We start from the raw sequence: 21,310 nt of genomic DNA on the forward strand, positions 1-21,310 counted from the left end.
AATGGCAGAGTTGGAAAAACAGATTAATCGACTTCCCCATTTGCCAAAGTGGTTTGTGGAAATCCCTTATCAAACCACTTGACTATTGGATCATCTTTTTTATGGAGTTCTCTTATTAAAAAATTCCTTTAGGAATCGTTTAACGGCAGTTCTAGTTTAGAAAAGATCGGTTCAGGTGTTCCTAGTTGTGGATTTGTGGGTAATCCCCATTGACAGTGTTGGGAAAAAGAGACACGCTCAGGGGAGTTTTCTCCGTCCTCCGACCTGAAAGTATTAAAATCAATAACAAAACCCAGTTGTTGATAAATTTTACTGCTCAAGGTCGGTATTATCGGTGAGAGTAGGTAGGCAGAGAGTCTTACGGATTCCAAAACTGCGTAGAGAACCTGTTCTACCGCTGCTTGTTGTTTCTGTTTAAATAAACTCCAGGGCGCACTCTCATCGATAAACTTGTTACTAGCGCGAATTAACGCCAATATTTCCTCACAGGCTTGATTAAATTGTAGCGCATCATACTTCTGTTCAACAATGACCCCTAGATTGATCCCCATATTCTTAAGATGATTGTCGTTGGGGATATCTACGCCAGTCAACTGGGGGGGGATATTTTGGCAGTATTTTTTAACCATGCCTAGGGTGCGATTGAGGAGGTTGCCTAAATCGTTGGCTAAATCCGCGTTAAGAATATTAACAAATCTGGTTTCCTGAAAATCGCCATCCTGTCCTAATTCAATCTCTTTGACGAAATAGTAACGGACGGCATCGGCCCCATAGCGCTCAACCAAATCGAAGGGATCGAGGGTATTACCGAGACTTTTGCCCATTTTCCGCCCGTCTTTGGTCAAAAAGCCATGGCCGAACACTCTTTTGGGCAAGGGTAAACCCGCCGACATTAGCATAGCCGGCCAATAAATGGCATGGAATCTTAATATATCTTTACCGATCAGATGCAGATCGATCGGCCACCATTTGGCCAAGGCATTTTCTAGGGTGGGTTGGTCTTCGGGGTCGAGAAGGGCGGTAACATAGCCAAGAAGGGCATCAAACCAAACGTAGATGGTATGCTGACCATCGTGGGGAATGGGAAACCCCCAAGCGACATTAACCCTAGAGATGGAGAAGTCCTGTAGGCCTTGGTTGACGAAGTTGAGAACCTCATTACGTCGGCTTTCCGGTTGAATAAAATTGGGTTGTTCTTGGTAAAGTTGTTCTAGTTGTGCTTGGTATTTAGAGAGACGGAAAAAATAGTTTTCCTCGTCGCGCCATTCGGCGGCTAGGTTAGTATGAATGGGACAACAGCCATTATCTAACAGTTCTCTTTTTTCCTTAAATTCTTCACAGGCGACGCAATACCAACCCTGTTGGCGATCGAGATAGATATCGCCCTTTTCCCAGACTCTTTCAAAAAATTCGTTAACAATTGCCTGATGACGGGGGGCAGTGGTGCGACTAAAGCGATCATACTGGATGTGTAGCTTTGCCCAGAGATTGGCAAAACTGGTGGCAATGCGATCGCAGTGTTCCTGGGGATTGAGTCCTTTGGCCGCCGCAGTCCGTTCGATTTTCTGTCCGTGTTCGTCGGTTCCTGTAATTAAGAGGACAGAATTGCCCTGTAACCGCTGCCATCGTGCCATAACATCCGCTACGATCGTCGTGTAAGCACTACCGATGTGAGGGATATCGTTGACATAATAAAGAGGTGTTGTCAAAGCAAATGTTTTTCGCTCATTCAAATCATTCATGAAATTTATTTTTTTTAAATAGACGAGGCTGCCCCGAGGCTGATCCGTAGATGATTGGGACATAATCCCTATATTTTATGATCCTCTAATTCTGTTTTATCCTTTAGTTGTGATCTAAGTCAATAAAAACAATCTTAAGGCCGATTTTTTTTTTCCATGAAGCTGCTTACCCCCCTATCCACCTCTCGTTTAATTCTTGATACCACGCGCACGGGTCTGTTTACCGTCGGTCAAGAAAATCTACCCGGCCAAGGAGTGGCGATCGTGGTAAGTAACCATCGTAGCTTTTTGGACGCGCCGATCTTAATTCAAGCTTTGGGCAAAACTCTCCCGATCGCCTGTCATCACTACATGGGAAAAACGCCGCTTTTGCGGGAATTAATCGGAGAATTAGGCTGTTTTCCCTTTGATACCCCCGAAAAACGCCACCAGACTTTTTTTCGGCAAGCAACGGATTTTTTACAGTCCGGACGATGGATCGGTTTATTTCCAGAAGGTGGATCGCCGATGTTAAATTTGACTCCTCCTCGTCAAATTAGCCGTTTTCAAAGCGGATTTGCCCATTTAGCCCTGCGTTGTCCCGTGGAGAATCTATCGGTCTTACCTGTGGCTATTCTCTCCGAGTCGGAAACTGCTATTAGTCCTTTTCCCGTGCGTTTGCTACGCTGGTTAGATACCACGGAACCTTTATTCGATCAAGATGGTTGGCATCCCGTTGTCTTTTATCATCGTGTCAAGGTGGCGATCGGTCGTCCCTACGGAATTACTGAGAGCGATCGCTCAGATTATCAAGGTAAACAAGGAAAAAAAGCCCTTAATCGTTTAATTAGTCATTGTCAGTCGGAAATTAGCGATTTATTGCTGAAGGGGTAAGTCAGGAGTCAGGAGACAGGAGACAGGAGACAGGAGACAGGAGACAGGAGACAGGAGACAGGAGACAGGAGACAGGAGACAGGAGACAGGAGACAGCTTTTTTTCTCCCCACTTCCCCACTTCCTAATTCATAATTCATGCTCCTTTTTCTATTGCGCTAATATTCTGACTAGCTCTGCTTTCTTCATCTTGCTTAAACCAACGATTCCTTTTTCTTTGGCTAGAGTCTTTAATTCAGAAACAGTCTTGAGTTTGAGAGTTTCTTCTGAAAACTCCTCAATCACTGCATCTTGTTGAGATTGAGGAGTGAGATAAAAGACAGTTTTGAGTAAATCTAATCCCTTCCCTTTTGTAATTCCACACTTGAGGGCAACAATTGAATCTAAACTCTTCCAGAATTGACGGGGAGCCTCATCAATCCTAGCAGTAGCAGTAGCTAATTTAACTGTTTTTAGGGGGCTATTCGGTTGTTCAATTAAGAACTGTAAAGCAGATTTAATTTCTTCTCTTGAAGCTGTTGACAGATTTAGTTTTGGGGTTTCTTCTCTTGCCAAAGCTCTGGATATATTCCTAGCATCTTCTGTTCCATCGGCAATAATACACCAAATTCTTTCTAGTCCAGCCCTTTCAGCCACAGCATAAACAAATGAGTTGCCGATAACTTCATAGCGATCCTCTGATAGTTCTTTGACGATTACAGGCAGCCAATTGCGTCCACCTGTCTGCTGTAATAGTTTGGCAGCAACTTCAATTAAAAAACTATCAGCATCGGTCCCATTGGTAATTTCTATTTCATCTAAGTAGAGATACTTTAAAGTACCAATATCGGTATATTCCATCATTGTAAAAAATACTCCTTTGCTAAGTCTTTGTAGTAGTCATAAACGGAACGATGTTTATAAACGGCTGGCACGCGCTCAAAAGCAGCACTGGCTATAATAGCGTATTCTGGCAGGTGATGAATATGTAAATCTTTTTTGGCATTAGTATATCTGGGATAAAAATAGTGTACAAGGTTTTTGTCATTTTTTAGTATTTGATTAATTTCTTTTTGGGCAAGTTCTAACTGTGGTTGAGTAATCTTCTCACCGTTGAAAAAAATTGGTAAGGCTATGGGAGTCCCATCTTTTTTTAATTCTTGCATTTGCGGCAGAAACTCCTTGATGGCAGTGGCTGCATTATTAAGGGAGAATGAATTGTTATGTTTTGTGGGTAAGAGGACAACATCGGCAGCATAAACAGCCAGCCGGCTAGTAAATCGCCAATTGGGAGCTGCATCTATAAAAATGTAATCATATTCATATCTAGCTAAGTCTAATTTTCTATGGAGAGTGGATATTGTCATTTTAGCATTATACTCCAATTCCACATACCCTGCTATTTTAGGATCAGCAGGAACAACATCGAAAGTAATTTGTCGTTTTGAATTCTTAAAAATATAGGGAATGATCACTGATTTTATATCAATATTGCGGTCAGTTAAAGCCTTTTCTAGTAGTCCATCTTGTGGTTTTATATTTAGGAGAGAGCTAGTTAAATCTCGTTGATTAAAATCAAAGTCTAAAACTAGAACTTTTTTACCTAAAAGGGCAAGGAAAGCTGCAAGATTTACGGTTGTGGTGGTTTTGCCTATACCGCCTTTATTGTTGTAAACAGTAACCGTTAGTGCTTTGGGAGTGCTGTCAATTTTTGTCTTGATCAGAGCTATAGTATCATCAATGTTCTCAGGAGTTAGCTCTGTGCAAGTAGTAGCAGGAAAAATGGTTTTACCATGTTTTCTAAATAACTGGATGTGTGAACTATTATTGATAATTCCCCATTGGGCTGCTTTACAGTTATTCCCTAATAACTGACGCTTTAACTGATTGACAGTTGCCTTATAACTTGGACTATTTTCAGTTAGGTTAATATCTCTACCCTTTAACTCTATCAGCAGAAAAGGATTACTCTTTGTCTGCAAAAAAATATCGTTTGCTAGGTTTCTCCGAGTGGCAAAGTCGGTAATCCCACCGCCTCCCGTGTCGTACTGTGGGATTATCTCCGTGGTTGAAAATCCTAAATATGATATCAGGTAACGTGCAAAGTTGGTGCTAACGATCGCTTCCGACGCATCTTGAGGCAAATGCTGAAGATAAGATTTGAGACTTGTTACTCTGGGGGTGTTATCTTTCATTTGAGTTCACAAACTATAGACTAAAGTTAATGAATCGCTGTTTTTTTGAGTATAACACTCTATTTCCTCAACCCCTAACCCATTATGGAAAAATTAACTAATCTCGATCGCATTGCTGAAGAAATTTTAGGTTTAATTCCAACAGAAACGGTTATCATTGCCGAATTTGACGGTGATAGTATTGATTATCGTGCGGGTGCAGGTAAAAACACCGGGGCAATTGTCGGCAAAAGGGGTGATATTGCCACGTCGGGATTGTGTGCGGTGGTTTACCGGGGTAGTTGTCCGGTGGTGGTGGGACAAACCCTAGGAGATAATCGCATTCGTCAGGATATAGCGGTCGCTTTGGGGATAAAAACGGCTTTAGCTGTGCCAATTAGAGTTAATAATCAGTTATTTGGCGCAGTAATGCTTTTAAACCGTCTCGATGGTCAGGGATTGACCGATCGAGATAGTTTGTTAGTGGAGGAATATCTTTGTTCTTGGCCAGATTTTTAGTAAAAGCGATTTTTGATCAGATTGGCATTGACGAATAAAGCGTTACAGTAAATTAGTCCTTCATAGGGATAGGGAGACCAATAGGATAAATCGTATAGACCATTAAAACGAAAGCCTTTTTGATACAATTGGTCGTAAATTTTTGTAAAAAATGTATGGCGAAAATCGGAGGGACGAAACCCAACTTCTGAAAGAATCATGGCAATTTTTCTTTCTTCTAGAAAATTGGTTGCTCCAGCTAAAACCTGTAGCTCATAACCCTCTGTGTCCATTTTAAGCAGGTCTATCCTATCTATCCCCTGAGCTTGACAAAAATTATCTAAGCTATCAATTGTAATTGTTTCTGTTTTGTCGGTGGATTGGCCTTGATTCTCGTCTATAGGCCGGTTTAAGGCCTCGGTGAGGGAGTTTTGTTGAGAATTAGAGTTTAAGATAATTGTTTTTTCTGAAGGTTGCTCGCCGAAAGCGATCGGAAAACAGCGAATTCGCTGATTATTAGCAAATTTTTGAGATAATTGGGTAAAAGTTTCCTTGATTGGCTCGAAACAAAGAATATCAGCTTGAGGAAATTTTTGATGAAAGTAACTACCTGTTTGTCCAATATTAGCCCCGACATCAAAAATAATCTTTGGTTGCTGGTGATGACAAATTCTTTCTATATCTGAGGCTACATCCCAACCAGCAGGGAAGGAATCGGGGGAAACTTTTTTGTAAGTCTCAAGACTCAATTCGTGAATCAAATTTTTCAGCCGGCTTTTAATGCTCATAATTCTTTTGTAAATTAGGAGGGTAATTGATACAGCCAATATAGCAATCAGAGTGACAAGTAACTAAAGTAAAAAAAGCCACTTTAATTCTCCCCCATCCCTGCAACTGCTACTCAGAGATGAGGGATAGAAGCGGTTGGGTAATCCAGTTGAATGCTACGGCGATTTGATGGTTGAGGGTGGGCAGACGGAGGCCCCTGCTACGAGGCGATGCGATCACCCTCTAAATTCGAGTCCGACCCCGATTTTTTGCTCCGCTGGCGCTGCCACGTTCGATAGACCAGAACCGAGACACCACTCAGGCCAAGCAGGCCAACTAAGCTGGAGGTGGATGGTTCAGCTACTGGTTGGGCGGTGGTAAAGGTGAGCAAGCCATCATACTGGGCAGAACCACCCAAGACATTATCGTCAAATTCGAGGATGGTTGTAAAACTATTATTTGCTGTAGGAAGTTGCACAAGTTGCAAGATTGATCTTGCGTTGATTACTTGCAGGGTAACAGAGATATCCTGGCTCGGAATGGCAGGAGTGAGACCTGTAAAGACAGAGGAAAATGTCTCGACACGGATCTCGTCGGGTGGAGGCAGGGGCCAATCAGGAATCCAGTTCACATGATCCATGACGAGGGTACCGTTGAGCGTTGTCCTAATGATAGTGGGTTCGTTGCGCCCTGAGTGACGGCCCACGGCAGCAAAATCAAAGTGATGCCACTGCAAAGTATCACCCTGAATGATTAATCGGTCTCGGCCATCGATCAAGGCCGAAATCTCCAGTGTAATGGAGCCGGCAAGCACCTGTCCCGCATGACTCAGGATCACGGGTAAGATCAGCACCGACCATCTTAAAGGGAAGGAATCGGGGGAAACTTTTTTGTAAGTCTCAAGACTCAATTCATGAATCAAATTTTTCAGCCGGCTTTTAATGCTCATAATTCTTTTGTAAATTAGGAGGGTATTTGATACAGTCAATATAGCAATCAGAGTGACAAGTAACTAGAGTAAAAAAAGCCACTTTAATTCTCCCCCATCCCTGCAACTGCTACTCAGAAATGAGGGATAGAAGGGGTTGGGTAATCCAGTTGAATGCTACGGCGATTTGATGGTTAAGGGTGGGCAGACGGTAGAGATAGACTAAGCGACGGGTAAGATGGGCAAGGGGACCGGCTAATTCTAGTCCTAAACCGCTAATCGTAGCTTCATCGACTCCGAGGGTCAACATTTCGCCTAAAGGTTGATAACGGAAGGGTAAAGCTGGTTTATCGTGGAAACTCGCCCAAATATTCCAAGCGCAGTAGTCGGACTGTTGAAGGGCCACTTGGGCCGTGGCAGCATAGGGTTTATCCTCTTGGTCGCGACTATCGGCCGCATCGCCGATCGCGTAGATGCTGAGGTTTTCGACAGTTTGTAAATATTGATTAACTTTTAGTAATTTGCGCTCATTATGTGCTAGAGGCAAATTAGCGAGCAGTGGAGAGGCGATCGGACTAACGGTCCAGAGAATTAGATCAACGGGGATATTGTCGATCTGTCCCTTGTAGTCAAGGGAGAGGCGATCAGCTTGAATGTCGGCGACGGTGGTTTCTAGGTCTAACCAAACCAGACGTTTTTCCAGGGCTTTTTTGGCGGTTTCGCGGTTAAATTGGGGTGAAAGGGCAATTATATCGCTATTTCTTTCGATCAGACGAATTCTTCCCCTTTCTCCGAGGCGATCGGCCAGCTTACAGGCTAATTCTACGCCGCTATAACCGCCCCCGATAATGGCGACCCGAATTTTATCGCGATCGGATTTTTCTAGGGTTTTGAGTCGATCCCGAAGACGATAGGCATCCTCGATACTACGAAAGGGGATAGCGTGGGTTCTGGCCCCGGGTAGGAAGTCAAGGGAGGATTGACCACCGAGGGCGATCACGAGGCGGTCATAGCATATATCGTTTTTATTGTCAAGGGTTATTTTATGATTATTAACATCGATCGCCGTGACGGTTCCCTGTTGGAAGTCAACGGGGGTATTAGCGAGCAATTCGCTGAAAGGGGGAGCTATTTCCCAGGATTGCAGTTCTGAGGTGACTAATTCGTAGAGAAGGGGAGAAAATAAAAAGCGATCGTTTTTATCAATTAAGGTAATTTGGGGGGGGTGTTGATCGGGCCAAGGCAATTGACTCAAACGTAAAGCAGTATAGAGTCCACCAAAACCACCACCGAGAATACAAATTTTTGGGATTGAGTCAGTCATATCGATCGCTGAGGGTTTTGTTTCTTATTTTGACACTCCCTGCCGTAAAATGGACGGGGAACCTTAAACCCAAATTTTCGGTAAAGCGAGGAAAGAAAAATAGTTTTTATTTATCTACTCAGCCAAATCGTCAGCAAAGCCATAATTGTAGCCAGAAAAAGGATATGATTCATCCAATCGTCGAAAGACCAATTTTTAAACATAATCACTATTAGCGTAGAAAACTTTTAAACCTACATCCAATCCTACACATCTTTTAGTCGGTTCTAGCGGTTTTGCATATTCCCGAATATCAACGCTTAGACAGAATTGGACATAATAAACATTTGAACGATTATTTTTCTGAAACTTAGGATAATCATTGTTTATCGACCTCAAACAACTACTTATATGCTAACCTATACAGCAGAGATTGTCAAGATTTAAGTCGTGCTTCGCTGTTTTATATTGGTTGGGGTTTCATCTCGTTAAAAGCGAGAGTCTTCACCCCGACATTTGAGATAAAATTAAGATTAGAGCCTATTAGAGAGGAAAAACCTAACCAGAAGAATTTTTAGGTGAATCCTAATTGAGATGGGAGTCTTTGGGAATAACATCCAAACCGAGGAGAACCTTTTGAGTATTGGACATATCGCCGATAATTCTTTGTAGGGGTGGGGGAAGTTGTTTGACTAAAGTAGGAGTTACGAGAATTTTATCCTGTTCCGCTAATTGGGGCTGTTCGAGAACATCAATTATTTCTACTGTATAAAGATCGGATAACTCCTCGCGACAGATACGAAAAATATTGGCGATCGCCCTCTGGGATTTACTTGAATCGCCCATAATGTAGAGTTTGAGAAGATATTGACTCATGATTGCGTGTTATTGAACAGTTTAATGTTGCTGAGACCGATATAGTATTTACGATAGAAAGAGACGAGATAACCCATCAATTCCAAGACCATGAGACGACCTTCGCTAACGTAGGCCTGCGCTTTGGCCAGGGTGACATCCTGATTTTTTTGGCGTAGGGTGGTGGTATGAATATCCACCACATCGCGAGGACTAGCTTTTAAGAATCCTAACTTATCGGCCAAGCTTCGCAGTCGTTCCGATAGATTATGTTCCACTTTGTATGCTTGTTCTTCTAAAGCTAAGTCTAATAACTCTCCGTAATTTTGGACTAATTCTTGAAAAATATCGGGAATACTCTGCTTTATTGCCTCAGAACCGAACATTTTCGCCGTGATGCTAGTTTGTACTCCCTTGATTAACTGTTCCAGTTCGCGAAATTCCTCTTCCTGTTGTTGATGTTTAAGATTGAGGATATATTGCTGACGTTCGATCGCCACACGAATTTGATAGACTAAAAGACTACTATCGATATTATTTAACTGAATATAACCGTCAGCACCCAGTTGAAAGGCTTTAACGACTAATTTCTCATCATTGCTAGTAGTTTGAACCACTATCGGTATATCAGAGGCTAATTCTCTGGTTTTGACTAGAATATTTAAGCCGGGGGGGACAGAGATTTCCAAGCTTAAGAGGATGAGATCAAATTTCTCCCCTGCTAGTTTTTCGGCAGTTTGCTGTAGATTCTGAGCTTGGGTGAGGGTAAAAGTCAACCCCCCGGCCAGGGAACATTGGGGGGCCTTTAACAGCAATCTCTGGATTAATTTAACAGTCGTCGGTTCATCCTCTATCAATAAAATCCTACAGAGATCCCTAGTCATTGTTAATTGATCGCTAAAATTATCTTTTTTCCCCTACTTTCATAGTACGCCCATCTTTGGGAAACGCAAGGACAAAATCACCATCTAGCAGCTGCTATCTCGAAGTCTTAAGTAGGGAGGCAAAATTATTTGTAGGATGGGTTAGCGGTAGCGTAACCCATGCAGGCGTTGGGTTTCATGCTTCAACCCAACCTACGTTCATCTTATATTTAATTCCACCCACCCACTTAAGTAGTCGTGCAAAATAAATTTCCTAGTGAAGAAAGGCACTCATGCACTCATGCAAGAGGCAAGGGGGGGGGTTAGATATGTGTAATTAATTTTGCTTAGGTACTTATTCTACCGCTTAGGCACTCGCTGGGGGTTTTCTGTGGCCCTAAGTCGTCAAGTGAAGCATCACTTAAAAATTGATGATCAAGTTTACTGCCATTGAGCGTGAATGCGTGGATGGAGTAAACGCTCAACCGGTTGACCGTTTTTTAAATGTTCTTCGACAATCTGATTGACATCCTCTGGTTTAACACGACAGTACCAAGTTTCCTCGGGAATAATTCTCACCGTGGGGCTAGTGCTGCACTGTCCTTGACAACCACTGGTCATAACGATGACATCTTCTGGGAGAGCTGCCGTTTGCCAAGCTAAAAGAAGCTCGGACGCACCCTGCACCAAACAGGAAGAATGCTGACAGACCATCACAAATCGCTTTTGGGGATAAGACATATTACCTAAAAAGTTGCAAAATTGGATAGTTCCCTGGTTATATTCTTGGGGGTCGCTTTGGGGAAGCATAGTTTTATTTTGCCCCGAATCCTCGATACTGGCAATACAAAAAAAGGGGGCGAAAAATTAACCATCAATCTTTAAAATAGAGTTCGGAGAAAAATTTAGTCAATCAAGAGGGTAAAAGTGGCATTCGCTAGTCATTGGATCATGTTAGGTTTATTACTGGGTTTTGCTGTTGCCCATAGCGGATTAGCCAGTTTACGAACGCGGGGAGAAGCTATCATCGGTGCGCGACTGTATCGGGTATTATTTGCCCTTGTGAGTATCCCTCTAGCGGTAATTTTAGTAGTTTATTTCTTCAATCATCGTTATGATGGTTTGCTTCTCTGGCAAGTACAGGGAGTAACCGGAGTAAAAACCCTAGTTTGGATACTTTCGGCCATTTCTTTTTTCTTTCTCTATCCTGCCACTTTTAACCTGCTGGAGATCGCCGCTATCCAAAAACCGCAGGTTCATCTCTACGAAACCGGCATCCTGCGCGTTACCCGTCATCCCCAGATGGTAGGACAGGTGATCTGGTGTATTGCTCACACCCTCTGGTTAGGGACAAGCTTTACCCTATTGACTTCCCTAGGTTTAATTGCCCATCATCTTTTCGCCGTCTGGCATGGCGATCGCCGGTTAGAAGACCGTTACGGAGAGGCATTTTTAAAGATCAAAGAACGCACCTCGGTGATTCCCTTTTTAGCGATTATCGATGGTCGGCAAAGCCTAAAATGGCAAGAATTCCTTCGTCCTGCCTATCTAGGAGTAACAGGGTTTATTTTACTCCTCTGGTGGGCGCATCCTTGGCTAATGCAAGCAACAAGTAAAATTTATTGGTGATTTTGCTCCCAACCCCTTTCTTATTGATCCCGATTGGTGTAGAATGGCTTCTATATCAAAATCAAGTTTTCATAAAATCCGTTTAGACATGATACTATCTGTCACTGAAAAGGGCTTCCCTAAGCTGGTTTTAGAGTCTTCTCGTCCGGTTCTCGTGCATTTTTGGGCTCCTTGGTGTGGTTTATGTCGTTTAATCCAACCCACCCTCTGTTCTTGGCAAAATGAGTGTCAAGATGCGATTCAATTAGTCGGTGTCAATGCCGATGAGAATTTTCAATTAGCTAATAGTTTTCGTCTGCGTAGTCTACCTACGTTAATTCTCTTCGATCAAGGTGTTCCAGTTCACCGTCTGGAGGAAATTCACAGTCGCGAGGAATTGCATCAAACCCTGCGACTAATGGCCAAAAATCAAATCCTGCGTTCAGCTTAAGGGAAAGATATCTTTTCTGATGGGTTCTGTGGTTAAAATGTATTCTAAGATACGGTAACGCCGGTGGGTGAGTGGAACGAACCACTCCAGACACAGAGAACACAAAGATCGATCGCTCCTATTGGGACTTAGACAAAAAACAAATCGAGAAAAGCCTCAACTCCAATCCCCGCTTGGGATTTACTTCGAGAAGCCCAAAATCGCTGAAACCCAGATATATCAAGGAAAATCATAAATCGAGGTTAACCCTTTGTCCCGTAATGGTTTGAGCCTTTTTTGCTGACCGAAAACGCCTAAGTCCCACTATATCAATTAAACTTATCACACAAAGAATAAGAGAGCCTCTGATGGGACTGGCAGAGATAATATAATAGGACAAAAAGTAGATAATCCCAATTCCTAAGATACCCATAGTTCCCCCAGTTCAAAAAATTAGGAGGCTTGCAAAAAATGCCGATTGGTGTGGCTGAATTTGTCGAAAATCAGGAAAATCGCTGTCCTGTGGTACTACTACTAGATACCTCTGGTTCAATGGAAGGGGAACCGATTAAGGCTCTCAATGATGGTATCAAAACCTTTCAGGAGGATGTGATGCGGGATATCCAAGCGACGTTGAGCGTAGAAACCGCCATTGTCACCTTTGGTAAGGGAGGGGTTAAAACCGTGCAAGATTTTGTCGGGATTGACCAATTTACGCCACCGACTTTAACCGCAGGAGACTTAACTCCGATGGGAAAAGCGATTGAATTGGCCTTAGATTTAATCGAAGATCGTAAAGCGATTTATAAAAATTATGGTATCCAATACTATCGTCCCTGGATATTTTTAATTACTGATGGTGCGCCTACGGATCAATGGAATCTGGCAGCGCAACGGGTAAAACAAGCCGAAGCAGAAAATCGGGTTTTATTTTTTTCTGTAGGTGTTCAGGGGGCCGATATGGAGAAGCTCAAACAGATTTCTAATAATCCCCCCGTGTTACTCAATGGGTTAGATTTTCGGGATTTATTTCAGTGGTTAAGTAACTCAATGAAACGAGTTTCTGGTGGTAAAATTGGAGAGGCGATCGATTTACCACCCGTGAATTGGGGACAAATTACCACCTAGAGGACAGTTAATTATGTGGAGAACATTATGTCAGTCGGTGGTCGGTAGTTTTCACGTCCAAACGGGATTACCCTGTCAAGATTACGGTGCTTATAAATTATTGGGTCAGGATGTTTTGATTGGAGCCGTGGCCGATGGGGCCGGTAGTGCCAAACATTCGGATTTGGGGGCGAAAATAACAGTTAAAGCAGCGCTGCAATTTTTAGAGGAAAATCTCAAAAAAACAGCATTTGCGGCAACTGAAACTGAAGCAGAATTAGAGGAAATATTCCGGCGACTGTTGGCTTATGTTCAGCAAATTCTCCAAGAAAAAGCCGAAAAAGAACAGTTAGATATTAATGATCTGGCGACAACTTTACTGGTTGTTTTGGTTACTTCAAAACGATTAGCGGCGATGCAGATAGGAGACGGTTTTATTGTGTTCAAACCTCTGGGAGGAAATTATCATTTATTGTTCCAGCCTGACAAGGGGGAATACATCAATGAAACCACTTTTGTTATTTCTAGTAATGCTTTGGAGGAGATGCAAATAAAAGTTTTAACCGAGCCAGTTGCGTTTATTTGTGTGGCGACAGATGGAGTGGAAAAGGTATCGATCGATTATAAAAATTGGCAGCCTTTTCCGCCTTTTTTTCAGCCATTAGAGGAATATTTGCAACAGACAGAAACGCCATTGCAAGAAGACCTCAAAGAATTTTTAATGCGGGAGGATTTAAATAAGTTAACAACCGATGATAAAACCTTACTCCTAGCTTTTTGTTTAAGAAACTGAGGGGTTTAAGAAACCGGGTTTGTTTGACAAACCCAGTTTCTGGATCATAGCGTTCCCAGGTAAAACAATCGTGAGCAAAAAATCTATCAAAAGCGACTTGAAGAGAATTGATGCGATGACGGATGAGAATATCGATTATTCTGATATTCCGCCGTTAGGTGATGAATTCTTTACCCAAGAAACAGTATCTTTTTCGCCATCAAAGCAGCAATTAACCATCCAACTAGATCAAGATATCTTAGAATGGTTAAAAGCCCAAGGAAAAGGATATGAGACACAAATTAACTACATCTTGCGGGAAGTGATGGAACAGCAGCGGCAGTAAAAAACAACGAACCTGATTTGATTACAAGGTTTGTTGTTGCGCTTCAGCGCTCAACTCTGGCGAAAATTGGGCTAAAGTGAATTCGAGTAATCTGTATAAAACGGAGGTCGTCTATGGCAGATTTAATCGTCCGCAATATCGATGAAGCCATCGTCAAAGCTCTCAAAAAGCGAGCCAGCCAACACGGGATCAGTGCCGAAGCCGAACACCGCCAAATCTTAGAAAAAGCCTTGCTGCAACCGCAACGAAAATCCCTAGCAGAGGTGCTACGCCAGATTCCCAACGTTGGCAACGATTCAGACTTTGATCGCGTTCAAGATGACACAGCCAAACCAGTATTTGATTGATACTAAGTAGGTAGGCGTTAAAAATTATCAGACACCCCCGTTATCAAGGGTAGGGTTGATTCATGAATCAACCCTACCTTATCAAGGGGGGATCAAGGGGGGATTAAAGGCAAAATCCATTTTTAATTTAATTATAACCAGCTACTTATATCTAACTTATTAGAAACGACTAGATAAAATTTTCTGAACAGCACAAATACTCGGAGATTTTTTGATGTCTTTAACTTATCGCTGTCAACTACAAAATCGCTGGATTACGCTGACGCAAGAAATGGCCGACAGTGGCGAAGCGAAAGTATGGCACACTAACTTTAATGGGTACTTAGCGAAAATCTACCACAATCCCCATAATGAAAGGGTTGATAAATTACAGTTAATGGTGAGAAATCGTCCCAGTGATCCTAATGCTCATCTTAACCATATTTCCTTCGCTTGGCCCTATTCTATCTTAGAAGATAACCAGGGAAAAGTCGCTGGTTTTTTAATGCCAGAAGTGGTGGGTTCAGAAACATTATTAAAGCTTTGTACGCCCATAATGAGAAGAAAATACAAGTTAGAAACTAATTGGTATTTTCTTCATGTAGTAGCGCGGAATATAGCCGCTATTATCCAAGCAATTCACCTTAAAGGTTATGTTTTGGGAGACATCAAGCTAGAAAATATCTTAGTGAATAATCGGGCGTTGCCTACAATTATTGATACAGATTCATTTCAAGTATCAGATCCCTATAGCGGTAAAATATATCGGTGTTTAGTTGGCTCAGAAGGATTTACACCGGCGGAATTAATCGGAGTGAATATAGCAGATGTAGATCAAACAGAAGTTCATGATCGCTTTCGATTAGGAGTTGTTATTTATTATCTACTATTTAGCGGGCCGCCGTTTCGGGGATTGTGGCAAGGAGGAGGAGATTCCCTGGAACAGTCGGAACTAATTCGACTGGGACTCTGGCCTTTTTCTGGGGATAAATTGCTTGTACCTAGTAATACAACAATCCCATTAAATATTTTACATCCCGACTTACACGCCTTATTTTTGCGCTGTTTCAATGAGGGACATAAATTCCCCGACAGACGACCGACGGCTAAGGAATGGCGTGGTACTTTGGAAGCTGCACTAAAAGAGGTTATACGCTGTGGCAAAATTGATAATCATTACTACAACCGCAGTTACGGAAAGTGTTATTGGTGTGAGCGATTTAGTGATTTAAATTTTGATATTTTTCCGGGGAACAGTATCGCTACTGTGACATCTACACCGTTACCTAAAGTAGCGCCAACTCCACTGACAAACTTTACCGAAAACCTACCCAAGGGAATAACACTGGAGATGGTGAGCTTACCAGCAGGTCAATTTCTCATGGGATCTCCTGACAGCGATCCCGATGCTAGGGATTTTGAAAAGCCTCAACACCAAGTTCAAGTCAACAGTTTTGCGATTGGCAAATATCCAGTGACTCAGGCACAATATCAAGCGGTAATGGGAACCAATCGCTCTCATTTTTCAAATAATCCCCAAAATCCGGTAGAAAAGGTTAGTTGGGATGATGCTCAAGCCTTTTGTCAGAAATTGAGTCAAATAACCGGGAAAACCTATCGCCTACCGACAGAAGCGGAATGGGAATATGCCTGTCGTGCGGGAACTACTACTCGCTATTATTTCGGTGATGATGCTAGTCAGTTAGGAGATTACGCTTGGTATGGCGGAAATTCTCAGCAGACAACTCATCCTGTGGGCCAGAAAAGGCCCAATGCTTGGGGACTGTATGATATGAGTGGCAATGTTTGGGAGTGGTGCGAAGACAATTGGCATGATAACTATATCGGAGCGCCGACGGATGGCAGTGCTTGGCTAAAAAATGGTAATGATAATCGTTCTCCATTGCGGGGCGGTTCCTGGGGCAGCTATCCTAGTCTCTGCCGTTCCGCGATTCGCGACGACGGCTCCCGCCGCGGCTACCGCAGCTACAATTTCGGTTTTCGGGTGGTGTGCGGTGCTGGGAGGACTCTGTAACCCTTATTCTCTTTTTACCCTTTTTTACCCTTTTTCTCTTTTTCCCGCCCTTAGGCGGGTCGATTTTTTTGAAAAAATTGAGGTAGTGTTAAATTTTGTTAAGGACAATGAAAAATGAAACAGTTATCGGTTGTTAAAAAGCCGTGGGTTGGGTTTCGTTCCTCAACCCAACCCAATGATTTAAAAATGTTGGGTTTCACTATCGTTTGGCCTAACCTACGATCAGACTACGGACGAAAAAGTGAGCGCCGATCTCCTAGGGTGTGTTAATGTTGGTGTAGCCTACCAGCCGACTTTACATGGCGGGTTACTGTAACCTTAAGGATCTCAAGTGTTTTGTCAAGGATAATTTGGGGGATTTTGCTCACCAATGAAACAAGCTATTACAGCGAAGGTTGTTAAAATAACCACCAACAAGGCCGAAAAAATCTTGTTAAATTCTGGTTTTAAGAAAAAAAAAGCTCAAGTTATCTTAAGCAAAATTACTAATTTTTGTCAACATTGGAAAATTCTTGAAATGTCTTTATTTGGTTCAGTATTAAGGGAAGACTTTCGAGTTGATAGTGATATTGATGTTCTTTATAAGTTTGCTCCCAATCATGGCTGGGATTTGTTTGATATTGTTCAGATGAAAGAAGAATTAGAGGAGATATTCGGACGCAAAGTTGACTTGGTTAATCAAGAGGGACTGAAAAACCCCTATCGTCGTTACGAAATTTTAAAAACTCATCAGCTAATTTATCGTCATGAACAGTCGTGAGGCCGGATATCTTTGGGATATGGTCGAAGCTATTACTAATATCCAAGAATTTATTCAAGATATTTCTTTGGAAGAATATTCCAAGAGTCTTTTGTTACAAAGTGCTGTGGAAAGACAATTAGAAATTTTAGGAGAAGCAGCCCGTAGAATTCCTGAGACTTTTCAACAAAAACACACCAAAATTGATTGGAGGGGAATTATTGGCCTCAGAAATATTATTAGCCATCAGTACGATCAGGTTCAACCAGAAATTGTCTGGAATATTATTACAGTAAGACTTTCTCCTTTGCTAGAACAATTGCAGTCTCTATTGCCACCATTGCCCCAATGATAATAATTTAAAAAATTAAGTTAATGGCAGATTATGACTGCTATCCTTTCTGGGGAATCGATCAAATAGGTGAGATAGATTTCTCGGAATTACCCTTTAGCAGTGAACAGTAAACAATTATCACTTAGAATGAATTGTAAAGGTTACGAAGCAGTAGTTTTTTTTGATGACGAGGCGGGTATCTTTCACGGTGAGGTGGCCAACGTCCGAGATGTTATCACTTTTCAGGGAGAGAGTGTAGCGGAATTGCAGCAAGCTTTTGCTGATTCAGTGGAAGATTACCTAGCTTTTTGTGCCGAGCGCGGGGAAAAGCCAGAAAAACCTTTTTCTGATAGTTTTCTGTCACAGCCACACCCGAAATTACACCAACAAATTTAGCAATAAGTAGGCTGGTTTGAGGAACGAAACCCAACCCAATTATTTAAAAGTGTTGGGTTTCACTATCGTTCAACCCAACCTACGCTCTTTATTCTCTGAGATAAAATAAAGGTTGAATGATGCAATTCATCTGCCTAAAAACGTGCCATCACCTAAACTGCCTGATTCTGCTCAATCAGCCGTAGGTTAGGTTAGGTTGTAGGTTGGGCGTGGTGGCGTGGTGCGTGGTAGATGGGAAATTGATGGGTAGGGGCGAAGCATTCGGATAAAAAATCTAGGATTTCAGCGATAGGTTATGCCCAAATGCTTCACCCCTACAGTGATTTTCTGTAATTGAGGAATAACTGTTGCAAAAGGCGGTTCAAAATTCATTGTCTTAATTATGATTGAGGAAAAGGGAGAATAATATAGCGAATAACTGTTCCTAGTAAAGCTGTTCCCAAGATGCCGATTAACGTCCAAATCTGGGCTTTCTGAGAGCCTTTTAATTCTTTTGTATCTTCTTTTACTCCTTCAATATCTTTTTCTAAACTATCGACTTTTTCCTCTAATCTCGCCTGTACTATTTTAATATCCATAACATCTTTTTGCAGATTATCTAACTTCTGATTAATTGAACCTAAAATTTCTTTGAGGTCTTGTTCAATAGTAACTGACATCTGATGATTCTCCTAATAATGATAGTTATCAGTATTATTGTCTATCTTGTCTCAAGTGCTTGCCAAACATTGCGCCTCATTTTCCCCTGCTGCCTTCTCTAATTGTTGCCCTACCGCTACCATGATCTCCACTAATTTATGAGCCGATAATTTCTGATTTTCCTGTAAAATTCCGGGTTCATCACCTTAATCTAGCTGACAGATGACTTAACCCTAACAAGAATTTAAGCCAATCCTTTCTCAGCCAACCATTGAGGATTATATAAACGAGATTGATAACGGGACCCACCATCACAAAGAACAGTAACTATGGTGTGGCCCGGTCCCATTTGTTTAGCCAAAGCCACGGCAGCACCGACATTAATACCCACAGAACCCCCCATAAATAAACCATCTTTTTGTAATAGTTGATAAACAACTTTGATGGCAGTGGGATCATCAATTTGAATGGCATCATCTATGGGTGCGCCTTCCATATTAGCCGTAATACGACTATTACCAATCCCTTCAGTAATTGAACTACCTTCCAGGGTAATTGTCCCGGTTTTCACATAACTATATAAACCGCTACCCATCGGATCCGCCACCACACAACGCACCTGGGGATTTTGGTCTTTTAAAAACATCGCCACCCCCGCGTAGGTTCCCCCGGTTCCCGTGGCAGCCACCCAAGCATCAATTTTACCGTCGGTTTGTTCCCAGATTTCCCGGCCGGTGGTTTCGTAGTGAGCGCGACGATTAGCCAGATTATCGAATTGATTGGCCCAGATAGCATTTTCCATCTCACTGGCCAATCTCCCCGATAATTTAACGTAATTATTGGCATCTCGGTAGGGAACGGCGGGAACAGTACGCACTTCTGCACCCAATGTTCTCAATAGGTCGATTTTCTCTTGGGATTGGGTATCGGGAATGATAATCAGGCATTTATAACCTTTAGCATTGCAGATATGGGCCAAACCGATGCCAGTATTGCCGGCGGTTCCTTCGACAACGGTTCCCCCCGGTTGGAGAGTACCGGCTTTTTCCGCTTCTTGAATAATATATAAAGCGGCGCGATCCTTGACCGAACCACCGGGGTTAAGAAATTCGGCCTTACCGAGAATCTCGCAGCCGGTTTCCTCGCTAAAACTATTGAGACGAATTAGAGGAGTATTACCCACCGCATCGACGAAACCATTTTTAATATCCATAATCTGTTATTTTTCGTGCTGTTCCTAGGTTGAGACGATTTTTTGTACTAAGGGATGACGCACCACATCGGCCCGCGATAGGTAAGAAAAAGCGATCCCTTCTACTGATTTTAGGATTTTTTGAGCGGCAATTAACCCCGATTCCTGTGGTTGCGGTAAATCGGTTTGGGTGACATCTCCAGTTACTACCATGCGCGAACCGAATCCCAAGGAAGTTAAGATCATTAATGCGATCGCAATTTCTCCACTGGGGAATTGAATCGTTGGCCAATTTCTACCACTTTAGCAAAATTGTTGTCTTTGCTGAAAATATTGATTAAATTGGAAGTTTTTTAGCTGTGATTAGTTACCTAACCTAATATAGTGGTGGCATTCTGTAAGGAGTCCCACCGTGACTAACAATTCCATCGAGCCTTTGAATATTGGCAATACGATTAATACTGCCTTCCGTCTTTATCGTGATCGCTTCCCAACTTATGTATTCTTTGCTGTCCGCGCCTGTTTGTGGTCGCTTCTTCCCTTAATTTTGCAATTAATTCTCAGTCAATTACTTTATCAAACAATTACCCCCGAAGAAGGCAGCGATATCGGTTTACGTTTATTTCTTTTCCCAGTACAAATTTTCTCGGCCGCTAAGTATCTTTTCAATAGTGCGGTTATCTCACGATTAGCTTTTCAAGACATCATTTATCAGCCGGAAACTGCCGGACAAGCGGAAAAAAAAGTTAAGCCGAAAATGTGGCGCTTGTGGTGGATGCAGGTTTTGCTTGGTTTGTTGGGAGCGGCAATAATCTTGGCGATAACGCTGTCTCTGGCGCTAGTAAGTTTGATCCCCATCCTTGGTGTATTGCTTATTTTACTGGCTTCTTTCTGTCTTCCTGTTTTCTTCCTTTGGTTATCTGCTCGCATTTGCATTGCCGAATTGCCCTTAGTAATTGAAGATAATTTAGGCAGTTGGCAAGCAATCAAGAGAGGTTGGCATTTAACTAAAAACTCGGCTTGGAGAATTGTAGGAGTGATATTTATTGCCAGTTTATTAATTATTCCAGTTTATATTCTGTCATGGGCTTTGGCTTCAATTCCCTTTTGGGTCAATTTTTCCTCTTTTTATAGTAGTTTGGAATCGGTAGAGGACTGGCAAACGCTCGCGGAAAATCCTCTTTTTTTCCGACAAATGGCGATGTTTTCCTATGGTCTGACTACTATTTTCTTACTTCTGAATATTTTATTAGTTCCTTTTTGGCAATCTCTCAACAGTGTGATCTATAATCATGTTTTAGACCAGAAAAAAAATGATGGGGGAGAATACTAATAACTGAGCAGCTGTTGATGTAAGCTAAGACGCATTTAAACCGCTTATTCTTAAGATTAGTTGAACTTCCC

At 42.2% G+C, this 21,310-nt stretch carries 24 protein-coding genes and 1 pseudogene; 13 read left to right on the forward strand and 12 right to left on the reverse strand.

Going from position 1 to position 21,310, the window contains the following annotated elements; translation table 11 throughout:
* Nucleotides 1-128: 128 nt before the first annotated feature.
* Nucleotides 129-1,742, reverse strand: coding sequence for a methionine--tRNA ligase (metG, locus tag H6G48_RS18280; RefSeq protein ID WP_190722756.1), 1,614 nt, complete (start codon nt 1,740-1,742; stop codon nt 129-131).
* 156 nt (nt 1,743-1,898) lie between these two features.
* On the opposite strand from metG, the gene H6G48_RS18285 reads away from it, so the two are divergent.
* Nucleotides 1,899-2,615, forward strand: coding sequence for a lysophospholipid acyltransferase family protein (locus tag H6G48_RS18285; protein ID WP_190722757.1), 717 nt, complete (start codon nt 1,899-1,901; stop codon nt 2,613-2,615).
* A 149-nt stretch (nt 2,616-2,764) separates the two neighbouring features.
* Here H6G48_RS18285 and H6G48_RS18290 read toward each other — a convergent pair whose 3' ends face one another.
* Both H6G48_RS18290 and H6G48_RS18295 read right to left on the reverse strand, forming a co-directional pair.
* Nucleotides 2,765-3,457 (reverse strand): Rho termination factor N-terminal domain-containing protein, encoded by a 693-nt coding sequence (locus H6G48_RS18290; protein WP_190722758.1) that lies wholly within the window; start codon nt 3,455-3,457, stop codon nt 2,765-2,767.
* Entirely contained in the window at nt 3,454-4,788 is a 1,335-nt protein-coding gene (locus tag H6G48_RS18295) for an AAA family ATPase (protein ID WP_190722759.1), read from the reverse strand. Before H6G48_RS18295 ends, H6G48_RS18290 begins: the two co-directional genes overlap by 4 nt.
* 84 nt (nt 4,789-4,872) lie before the next feature.
* Here H6G48_RS18295 and H6G48_RS18300 point away from each other — a divergent pair, with 84 nt between their 5' ends.
* Nucleotides 4,873-5,286 carry a GAF domain-containing protein gene (locus tag H6G48_RS18300; RefSeq protein ID WP_190722760.1) on the forward strand — a complete coding sequence of 138 codons (414 nt, stop codon included), beginning with the start codon at nt 4,873-4,875 and terminating at the stop codon, nt 5,284-5,286.
* Here the strand turns inward: H6G48_RS18300 and H6G48_RS18305 are convergent.
* The 6 genes from H6G48_RS18305 to H6G48_RS18335 all read right to left on the reverse strand — a co-directional run bounded on the left by H6G48_RS18305 (nt 5,283) and on the right by H6G48_RS18335 (nt 10,723).
* A complete protein-coding gene (locus tag H6G48_RS18305; protein WP_190722761.1) occupies nt 5,283-6,053 on the reverse strand; it encodes an FkbM family methyltransferase in 771 nt (256 codons plus the stop codon). The genes H6G48_RS18300 and H6G48_RS18305 overlap by 4 nt on opposite strands.
* A gap of 200 nt (nt 6,054-6,253) precedes the next feature.
* A complete protein-coding gene (locus tag H6G48_RS18310) occupies nt 6,254-6,982 on the reverse strand; it encodes a hypothetical protein (RefSeq protein ID WP_190722762.1) in 729 nt (242 codons plus the stop codon).
* A 109-nt stretch (nt 6,983-7,091) separates the two neighbouring features.
* Nucleotides 7,092-8,285, reverse strand: a complete 1,194-nt coding sequence (locus H6G48_RS18315) for an NAD(P)/FAD-dependent oxidoreductase (protein WP_190722763.1) — start codon at nt 8,283-8,285, stop codon at nt 7,092-7,094.
* A 564-nt stretch (nt 8,286-8,849) separates the two neighbouring features.
* Nucleotides 8,850-9,140 carry a circadian clock KaiB family protein gene (locus H6G48_RS18325; protein WP_002752661.1) on the reverse strand — a complete coding sequence of 97 codons (291 nt, stop codon included), beginning with the start codon at nt 9,138-9,140 and terminating at the stop codon, nt 8,850-8,852.
* Nucleotides 9,137-10,003, reverse strand: coding sequence for a response regulator (locus tag H6G48_RS18330; protein ID WP_004162829.1), 867 nt, complete (start codon nt 10,001-10,003; stop codon nt 9,137-9,139). Before H6G48_RS18330 ends, H6G48_RS18325 begins: the two co-directional genes overlap by 4 nt.
* 420 nt (nt 10,004-10,423) lie before the next feature.
* Nucleotides 10,424-10,723: a (2Fe-2S) ferredoxin domain-containing protein gene (locus H6G48_RS18335; RefSeq protein ID WP_002786792.1), complete on the reverse strand. Its 300-nt coding sequence runs from the start codon at nt 10,721-10,723 to the stop codon at nt 10,424-10,426.
* Between the two features lie 186 nt (nt 10,724-10,909).
* Between H6G48_RS18335 and H6G48_RS18340 the strand changes: the two genes are divergently transcribed.
* From H6G48_RS18340 to H6G48_RS18385, 10 genes are all read left to right on the forward strand, one after another.
* A complete protein-coding gene (locus tag H6G48_RS18340) occupies nt 10,910-11,611 on the forward strand; it encodes an NnrU family protein (protein ID WP_190722764.1) in 702 nt (233 codons plus the stop codon).
* An 88-nt stretch (nt 11,612-11,699) separates the two neighbouring features.
* Nucleotides 11,700-12,041: a thioredoxin family protein gene (locus H6G48_RS18345; protein WP_190722786.1), complete on the forward strand. Its 342-nt coding sequence runs from the start codon at nt 11,700-11,702 to the stop codon at nt 12,039-12,041.
* Nucleotides 12,042-12,491: 450 nt separating this feature from the next.
* Nucleotides 12,492-13,148, forward strand: a complete 657-nt coding sequence (locus H6G48_RS18350; protein ID WP_190722765.1) for a vWA domain-containing protein — start codon at nt 12,492-12,494, stop codon at nt 13,146-13,148.
* A 13-nt stretch (nt 13,149-13,161) separates the two neighbouring features.
* Nucleotides 13,162-13,920 (forward strand): PP2C family serine/threonine-protein phosphatase, encoded by a 759-nt coding sequence (locus H6G48_RS18355; RefSeq protein ID WP_190722766.1) that lies wholly within the window; start codon nt 13,162-13,164, stop codon nt 13,918-13,920.
* Between the two features lie 115 nt (nt 13,921-14,035).
* Entirely contained in the window at nt 14,036-14,245 is a 210-nt protein-coding gene (locus H6G48_RS18360; RefSeq protein WP_190722787.1) for a BrnA antitoxin family protein, read from the forward strand.
* Between the two features lie 113 nt (nt 14,246-14,358).
* On the forward strand, nt 14,359-14,592 hold the full coding sequence (locus H6G48_RS18365; protein ID WP_002783562.1) for a FitA-like ribbon-helix-helix domain-containing protein: 234 nt from the start codon (nt 14,359-14,361) through the stop codon (nt 14,590-14,592).
* A 214-nt stretch (nt 14,593-14,806) separates the two neighbouring features.
* The gene (locus H6G48_RS18370) at nt 14,807-16,606 is read left to right on the forward strand and encodes an SUMF1/EgtB/PvdO family nonheme iron enzyme (protein WP_190722767.1); all 1,800 of its coding nucleotides are present in this window, start codon (nt 14,807-14,809) and stop codon (nt 16,604-16,606) included.
* Nucleotides 16,607-16,976: 370 nt separating this feature from the next.
* Nucleotides 16,977-17,366 (forward strand): nucleotidyltransferase family protein, encoded by a 390-nt coding sequence (locus H6G48_RS18375; protein ID WP_190722768.1) that lies wholly within the window; start codon nt 16,977-16,979, stop codon nt 17,364-17,366.
* Nucleotides 17,353-17,697, forward strand: a complete 345-nt coding sequence (locus H6G48_RS18380) for a HepT-like ribonuclease domain-containing protein (RefSeq protein WP_061431994.1) — start codon at nt 17,353-17,355, stop codon at nt 17,695-17,697. The genes H6G48_RS18375 and H6G48_RS18380 overlap by 14 nt, the downstream gene beginning before the upstream one ends.
* Nucleotides 17,698-17,826: 129 nt before the next feature.
* Nucleotides 17,827-18,075: a type II toxin-antitoxin system HicB family antitoxin gene (locus tag H6G48_RS18385; RefSeq protein WP_002795687.1), complete on the forward strand. Its 249-nt coding sequence runs from the start codon at nt 17,827-17,829 to the stop codon at nt 18,073-18,075.
* Between the two features lie 380 nt (nt 18,076-18,455).
* On the opposite strand, the gene H6G48_RS18390 is transcribed toward H6G48_RS18385, so the two are convergent.
* From H6G48_RS18390 to H6G48_RS18400, 3 genes and pseudogenes are all read right to left on the reverse strand, one after another.
* Nucleotides 18,456-18,734, reverse strand: a complete 279-nt coding sequence (locus tag H6G48_RS18390) for a hemolysin XhlA family protein (protein WP_159296268.1) — start codon at nt 18,732-18,734, stop codon at nt 18,456-18,458.
* A gap of 224 nt (nt 18,735-18,958) precedes the next feature.
* Nucleotides 18,959-19,927, reverse strand: coding sequence for a cysteine synthase A (locus tag H6G48_RS18395; RefSeq protein ID WP_002755861.1), 969 nt, complete (start codon nt 19,925-19,927; stop codon nt 18,959-18,961).
* Nucleotides 19,928-19,951: 24 nt separating this feature from the next.
* A pseudogene (locus H6G48_RS18400) lies at nt 19,952-20,152 on the reverse strand (PhoH family protein); the annotation flags it as partial.
* A gap of 166 nt (nt 20,153-20,318) precedes the next feature.
* Here H6G48_RS18400 and H6G48_RS18405 point away from each other — a divergent pair.
* Nucleotides 20,319-21,239: a hypothetical protein gene (locus tag H6G48_RS18405; RefSeq protein WP_190722770.1), complete on the forward strand. Its 921-nt coding sequence runs from the start codon at nt 20,319-20,321 to the stop codon at nt 21,237-21,239.
* The last annotated feature ends 71 nt before the right edge of the window (nt 21,240-21,310 follow it).

It is taken from the genome of Microcystis flos-aquae FACHB-1344 (assembly GCF_014698375.1).
GTDB classification, from domain to species: domain Bacteria; phylum Cyanobacteriota; class Cyanobacteriia; order Cyanobacteriales; family Microcystaceae; genus Microcystis; species Microcystis aeruginosa.

What these genes read in the sequence shown, in the direction of transcription:
- metG (WP_190722756.1), bottom strand. Translation starts at nt 1,742, where the DNA reads ATGAATGATTTGAATGAGCGAAAAACATTTGCTTTGACAACACCTCTT.
- H6G48_RS18285 (WP_190722757.1), top strand. Translation starts at nt 1,899, where the DNA reads ATGAAGCTGCTTACCCCCCTATCCACCTCTCGTTTAATTCTTGATACC.
- H6G48_RS18290 (WP_190722758.1), bottom strand. Translation starts at nt 3,457, where the DNA reads ATGATGGAATATACCGATATTGGTACTTTAAAGTATCTCTACTTAGAT.
- H6G48_RS18295 (WP_190722759.1), bottom strand. Translation starts at nt 4,788, where the DNA reads ATGAAAGATAACACCCCCAGAGTAACAAGTCTCAAATCTTATCTTCAG.
- H6G48_RS18300 (WP_190722760.1), top strand. Translation starts at nt 4,873, where the DNA reads ATGGAAAAATTAACTAATCTCGATCGCATTGCTGAAGAAATTTTAGGT.
- H6G48_RS18305 (WP_190722761.1), bottom strand. Translation starts at nt 6,053, where the DNA reads ATGAGCATTAAAAGCCGGCTGAAAAATTTGATTCACGAATTGAGTCTT.
- H6G48_RS18310 (WP_190722762.1), bottom strand. Translation starts at nt 6,982, where the DNA reads ATGAGCATTAAAAGCCGGCTGAAAAATTTGATTCATGAATTGAGTCTT.
- H6G48_RS18315 (WP_190722763.1), bottom strand. Translation starts at nt 8,285, where the DNA reads ATGACTGACTCAATCCCAAAAATTTGTATTCTCGGTGGTGGTTTTGGT.
- H6G48_RS18325 (WP_002752661.1), bottom strand. Translation starts at nt 9,140, where the DNA reads ATGAGTCAATATCTTCTCAAACTCTACATTATGGGCGATTCAAGTAAA.
- H6G48_RS18330 (WP_004162829.1), bottom strand. Translation starts at nt 10,003, where the DNA reads ATGACTAGGGATCTCTGTAGGATTTTATTGATAGAGGATGAACCGACG.
- H6G48_RS18335 (WP_002786792.1), bottom strand. Translation starts at nt 10,723, where the DNA reads ATGTCTTATCCCCAAAAGCGATTTGTGATGGTCTGTCAGCATTCTTCC.
- H6G48_RS18345 (WP_190722786.1), top strand. Translation starts at nt 11,700, where the DNA reads ATGATACTATCTGTCACTGAAAAGGGCTTCCCTAAGCTGGTTTTAGAG.
- H6G48_RS18350 (WP_190722765.1), top strand. Translation starts at nt 12,492, where the DNA reads ATGCCGATTGGTGTGGCTGAATTTGTCGAAAATCAGGAAAATCGCTGT.
- H6G48_RS18355 (WP_190722766.1), top strand. Translation starts at nt 13,162, where the DNA reads ATGTGGAGAACATTATGTCAGTCGGTGGTCGGTAGTTTTCACGTCCAA.
- H6G48_RS18360 (WP_190722787.1), top strand. Translation starts at nt 14,036, where the DNA reads ATGACGGATGAGAATATCGATTATTCTGATATTCCGCCGTTAGGTGAT.
- H6G48_RS18365 (WP_002783562.1), top strand. Translation starts at nt 14,359, where the DNA reads ATGGCAGATTTAATCGTCCGCAATATCGATGAAGCCATCGTCAAAGCT.
- H6G48_RS18370 (WP_190722767.1), top strand. Translation starts at nt 14,807, where the DNA reads ATGTCTTTAACTTATCGCTGTCAACTACAAAATCGCTGGATTACGCTG.
- H6G48_RS18375 (WP_190722768.1), top strand. Translation starts at nt 16,977, where the DNA reads ATGAAACAAGCTATTACAGCGAAGGTTGTTAAAATAACCACCAACAAG.
- H6G48_RS18380 (WP_061431994.1), top strand. Translation starts at nt 17,353, where the DNA reads ATGAACAGTCGTGAGGCCGGATATCTTTGGGATATGGTCGAAGCTATT.
- H6G48_RS18385 (WP_002795687.1), top strand. Translation starts at nt 17,827, where the DNA reads ATGAATTGTAAAGGTTACGAAGCAGTAGTTTTTTTTGATGACGAGGCG.
- H6G48_RS18390 (WP_159296268.1), bottom strand. Translation starts at nt 18,734, where the DNA reads ATGTCAGTTACTATTGAACAAGACCTCAAAGAAATTTTAGGTTCAATT.
- H6G48_RS18395 (WP_002755861.1), bottom strand. Translation starts at nt 19,927, where the DNA reads ATGGATATTAAAAATGGTTTCGTCGATGCGGTGGGTAATACTCCTCTA.